3 rRNA genes are annotated in these 5,586 nt (G+C 55.2%); all 3 read left to right on the forward strand.

Features of this window, described 5'->3' with window-relative positions:
* The first annotated feature begins 225 nt into the window (after positions 1–225).
* The 3 genes from GOAMI_RS22095 to rrf all read left to right on the forward strand — a co-directional run bounded on the left by GOAMI_RS22095 (position 226) and on the right by rrf (position 5,578).
* Positions 226–1,746, forward strand: a 16S ribosomal RNA gene (locus tag GOAMI_RS22095).
* A 471-nt stretch (positions 1,747–2,217) separates the two neighbouring features.
* A 23S ribosomal RNA gene (locus GOAMI_RS22100) occupies positions 2,218–5,347 on the forward strand.
* A gap of 114 nt (positions 5,348–5,461) precedes the next feature.
* Positions 5,462–5,578: ribosomal RNA gene (rrf, locus tag GOAMI_RS22105) — 5S ribosomal RNA — on the forward strand.
* Together the 16S, 23S and 5S rRNA genes form the textbook arrangement of a ribosomal RNA operon.
* Positions 5,579–5,586: the final 8 nt, after the last annotated feature.

Below are 5,586 nucleotides of genomic sequence, written 5' to 3' on the forward strand. Positions count from 1 at the left end.
CTGGTGGGTGTGTGTTCTTTGAGAACTCGATAGTGTGATGATGAATTGTCTGATGCCAATTGTGGCATCGTGCATTCTTTATGGATGTAGATGTTTATTGTGTGTGGCGCTCGGCCCCGTCTGGGTGTCACATGTTTTTGCTAGTTTTGGATTGGTCAGGTTTTGCTTTCCTGATTGTGTTGAAACGCTGGCACCTTTTGGGTGTTGGTTTTGTTTCGCTATTTTTTCATGGAGAGTTTGATCCTGGCTCAGGACGAACGCTGGCGGCGTGCTTAACACATGCAAGTCGAACGGAAAGGCCCGCTTGCGGGTACTCGAGTGGCGAACGGGTGAGTAACACGTGGGTGATCTGCCCTGGACTCTGGGATAAGCCTGGGAAACTGGGTCTAATACCGGATATGACCTTACATCGCATGGTGTTTGGTGGAAAGCTTTTGCGGTTCAGGATGGGCCCGCGGCCTATCAGCTTGTTGGTGGGGTAATGGCCTACCAAGGCGACGACGGGTAGCCGACCTGAGAGGGTGATCGGCCACACTGGGACTGAGACACGGCCCAGACTCCTACGGGAGGCAGCAGTGGGGAATATTGCACAATGGGCGCAAGCCTGATGCAGCGACGCCGCGTGAGGGATGACGGCCTTCGGGTTGTAAACCTCTTTCACCAGGGACGAAGCGCAAGTGACGGTACCTGGAGAAGAAGCACCGGCCAACTACGTGCCAGCAGCCGCGGTAATACGTAGGGTGCGAGCGTTGTCCGGAATTACTGGGCGTAAAGAGCTCGTAGGCGGTTTGTCGCGTCGTCTGTGAAATTCTGCAACTCAATTGTAGGCGTGCAGGCGATACGGGCAGACTTGAGTACTACAGGGGAGACTGGAATTCCTGGTGTAGCGGTGAAATGCGCAGATATCAGGAGGAACACCGGTGGCGAAGGCGGGTCTCTGGGTAGTAACTGACGCTGAGGAGCGAAAGCGTGGGTAGCGAACAGGATTAGATACCCTGGTAGTCCACGCCGTAAACGGTGGGTACTAGGTGTGGGGCTCATTTCACGAGTTCCGTGCCGTAGCTAACGCATTAAGTACCCCGCCTGGGGAGTACGGCCGCAAGGCTAAAACTCAAAGGAATTGACGGGGGCCCGCACAAGCGGCGGAGCATGTGGATTAATTCGATGCAACGCGAAGAACCTTACCTGGGTTTGACATACACCAGAAAGCTATAGAGATATAGCCCCCCTTGTGGTTGGTGTACAGGTGGTGCATGGCTGTCGTCAGCTCGTGTCGTGAGATGTTGGGTTAAGTCCCGCAACGAGCGCAACCCTTGTCCTGTATTGCCAGCGGGTTATGCCGGGGACTTGCAGGAGACTGCCGGGGTCAACTCGGAGGAAGGTGGGGATGACGTCAAGTCATCATGCCCCTTATGTCCAGGGCTTCACACATGCTACAATGGCTGGTACAGAGGGCTGCGATACCGTGAGGTGGAGCGAATCCCTTAAAGCCAGTCTCAGTTCGGATTGGGGTCTGCAACTCGACCCCATGAAGTCGGAGTCGCTAGTAATCGCAGATCAGCAACGCTGCGGTGAATACGTTCCCGGGCCTTGTACACACCGCCCGTCACGTCATGAAAGTCGGTAACACCCGAAGCCGGTGGCCTAACCCCTTGTGGGAGGGAGCTGTCGAAGGTGGGATCGGCGATTGGGACGAAGTCGTAACAAGGTAGCCGTACCGGAAGGTGCGGCTGGATCACCTCCTTTCTAAGGAGCACACAACATCACGTGTTTCTGCAGGCGTATGTTCTGCGGCGCGTGTGTGTTCGAGGGTGAAACATCAGACAGGCTCACCGCTTCCACACCTGTGGAAGTTTGGGGGGTTGCTGCTGGGTCGTGAGGCCGGCGGGTTCATCGCACACTATCGGGGTTCTGAGAGAACACGCGGCATGCTTTCGGGTGTGCAACGGGTTGTCTCTGACCTAACTGTTCGGCCAATCATGCTGGTGAGGTGTCCTGTGATGGGGCGCGGAGGTGTGGGTGGTGGGATGGTGTGTGTTGTTTGAGAAGTGCATAGTGGATGCGAGCATCTTTATTTCAAATCAACAATTTTTTGTTGGTCTGTGATTTAGCAGAAAGAATGTTTTGTGTTGTCTACATTCGATCCTCGCCGAACATGATCCTTTGGGGTTGTGTGCAGCTTTCGGGTTGTGTGGTGGGGGTGGTTTGTAGGTGTTGTTGTAAGTGTGTAAGGGCGTTCGGTGGATGCCTTGGTACCAGGAGCCGATGAAGGACGTGGTAGGCCGCGATAGTCCTCGGGGAGTTGTCAAACGAGCTGTGATCCGAGGGTGTCCGAATGGGGAAACCCAGCACGAGTGATGTCGTGTTACCCACCTCTGAATGTATAGGGGGTGTGGAGGGAACGTGGGGAAGTGAAACATCTCAGTACCCATAGGAAGAGAAAACAAAAGTGATTCCGTGAGTAGTGGCGAGCGAAAGCGGATGAGGCTAAACCATGCGCATGTGATACCGGGTAGGGGTTGTGTGTGTGGTGTTGTGGGGTTCATCTTCTTCCATCTGCCTGTGGAAGCGTGAGTCAGAAAATCGTGTGTTAGGTGAAGTGGCCTGGAATGGTCTGCCGTAGACGGTGAGAGTCCGGTAGCTGAAAACACATGGTCTTGCGTGATGTTCTCCCAAGTAGCAGCGGGCTCGTGGAATCTGCTGTGAATCTGCCGGGACCACCCGGTAAGCCTGAATACTTCCTGGTGACCGATAGCGGACAAGTACCGTGAGGGAAAGGTGAAAAGTACCCCGGGAGGGGAGTGAAATAGTACCTGAAACCGGACGCTTACAATCCGTCAGAGCCTGCGCCTTCGGGGTGGGTGATGGCGTGCCTTTTGAAGAATGAGCCTGCGAGTTAGTGCTCGGTGGCGAGGTTAACCCGTGTGGGGTAGCCGTAGCGAAAGCGAGTCTGAATAGGGCGTTTGAGTCGCCGGGTCTAGACCCGAAGCGGAGTGATCTACCCATGGCCAGGGTGAAGCGACGGTAAGACGTCGTGGAGGCCCGAACCCACTTCAGTTGAAAATGGAGGGGATGAGCTGTGGGTAGGGGTGAAAGGCCAATCAAACTCCGTGATAGCTGGTTCTCCCCGAAATGCATTTAGGTGCAGCGTCACATGTTTCTTACCGGAGGTAGAGCTACTGGATGGCCGATGGGCCCCACAGGGTTACTGACGTCAGCCAAACTCCGAATGCCGGTAAGTGAGAGTGTGGCAGTGAGACTGCGGGCGATAAGGTTCGTAGTCGAGAGGGAAACAGCCCAGATCGCCGGCTAAGGCCCCTAAGCGTGTACTAAGTGGAAAAGGATGTGGGGTCGCGAAGACAACCAGGAGGTTGGCTTAGAAGCAGCCACCCTTGAAAGAGTGCGTAATAGCTCACTGGTCAAGTGATCCTGCGCCGACAATGTAGCGGGGCTCAAGTACACCGCCGAAGCCGCGGCACTCACACAATAGCCCGTTCTCCGTTTACGGATGGTGAACCAGGTGTGTGGGTGGGTAGGGGAGCGTCCTGCATCCGTGGAAGCCACAGAGTGATCTAGTGGTGGAGGGTGTGGGAGTGAGAATGCAGGCATGAGTAGCGAAAGCAGAGTGAGAAACTCTGCCGCCGAATGACCAAGGGTTCCTGGGCCAGGCTAATCCGCCCAGGGTGAGTCGGGACCTAAGGCGAGGCCGACAGGCGTAGTCGATGGACAACGGGTTGATATTCCCGTACCCGTGTATCCGCGCCCATGCTGAATCAGTTGTACTAACCATCCAGATCCCCCAGGAGCACCTTCGGGTGCCGGGTGGGGTGATGCATGGGACCTTGGCTGGTAGTAGGCAAGCGATGGGGTGACGCAGGAAGGTAGTGGGGCCAGTCAGTGGTTGTACTGGTGTAAGCCTGTAGGGCGTGTTCTAGGCAAATCCGGAACACAGTGAGCCTGAGAGGTGATGCGTAGCCGTTGCGGTGAATTCCATGATCCTATGCTGCCGAGAAAAGCCTCTAGTGAGTTGGTACACGGCCCGTACCCCAAACCAACACAGGTGGTCAGGTAGAGAATACTAAGGCGATCGAGAGAACTGTGGTTAAGGAACTCGGCAAAATGCCCCCGTAACTTCGGGAGAAGGGGGACCCATCCTGGTGACGAGATTTACTCTCTGAGCTGGTGTGGGTCGCAGAGACCAGAGAGAAGCGACTGTTTACTAAAAACACAGGTCCGTGCGAAGTCGTAAGACGATGTATACGGACTGACGCCTGCCCGGTGCTGGAAGGTTAAGAGGACCGGTTAGTTCCTTTCGGGGAGCGAAGCTGAGAATTTAAGCCCCAGTAAACGGCGGTGGTAACTATAACCATCCTAAGGTAGCGAAATTCCTTGTCGGGTAAGTTCCGACCTGCACGAATGGCGTAACGACTTCTCTGCTGTCTCAACCACAGACTCGGCGAAATTGCAGTACGAGTAAAGATGCTCGTTACGCGCGGCAGGACGAAAAGACCCCGGGACCTTCACTATAGCTTGGTATTGGTGTTCGGTTCGGTTTGTGTAGGATAGGTGGGAGACTGTGAAGTGGGCACGCCAGTGTTCATGGAGTCGTTGTTGAAATACCACTCTGATCGTATTGGACTTCTAACCTCGGACCCTGATCGGGTTCAGGGACAGTGCCTGGTGGGTAGTTTAACTGGGGCGGTTGCCTCCTAAAAGGTAACGGAGGCGCCCAAAGGTTCCCTCAGCCTGGTTGGCAATCAGGTGTTGAGTGTAAGTGCACAAGGGAGCTTGACTGTGAGACGTACATGTCGAGCAGGGACGAAAGTCGGGACTAGTGATCCGGCACCGGCAAGTGGAAGCGGTGTCGCTCAACGGATAAAAGGTACCCCGGGGATAACAGGCTGATCTTCCCCAAGAGTCCATATCGACGGGATGGTTTGGCACCTCGATGTCGGCTCGTCGCATCCTGGGGCTGGAGTAGGTCCCAAGGGTTGGGCTGTTCGCCCATTAAAGCGGCACGCGAGCTGGGTTTAGAACGTCGTGAGACAGTTCGGTCTCTATCCGCCGCGCGCGTAAGAAACTTGAGGAAACCTGTCCCTAGTACGAGAGGACCGGGACGGACGAACCTCTGGTGTGCCAGTTGTCCCGCCAGGGGCACCGCTGGTTAGCTACGTTCGGAAGGGATAACCGCTGAAAGCATCTAAGCGGGAAGCCTGTTCCAAGATGAGGTTTCTCACCCCCTTTGCGGGGTTAAGGCCCCCTACAGACCATGGGGTTGATAGGCCAGAACTGTACGCACAGCAATGTGTTCAGGTGACTGGTACTAATCGGCCGAGGACTTACCAACAACACCCACACACCACAAAAACATTCTGTTTTGGTGTGTTCGCATCCACTATGCATCTTCTGAGACAACACACGAACAAACAAACACCAGCGGTTTGTGGTTGTTTCACAATGTTACGGCGGCCATAGCGGAGGGGAAACGCCCGGCCCCATTCCGAACCCGGAAGCTAAGCCCTCCAGCGCCAATGGTACTGCACCTTAATCAGTGTGGGAGAGTAGGACACCGCCGAACACAACTTC

The organism is Gordonia amicalis NBRC 100051 = JCM 11271 (genome assembly GCF_000332995.1).
GTDB classification, from domain to species: Bacteria; Actinomycetota; Actinomycetes; order Mycobacteriales; family Mycobacteriaceae; genus Gordonia; species Gordonia amicalis.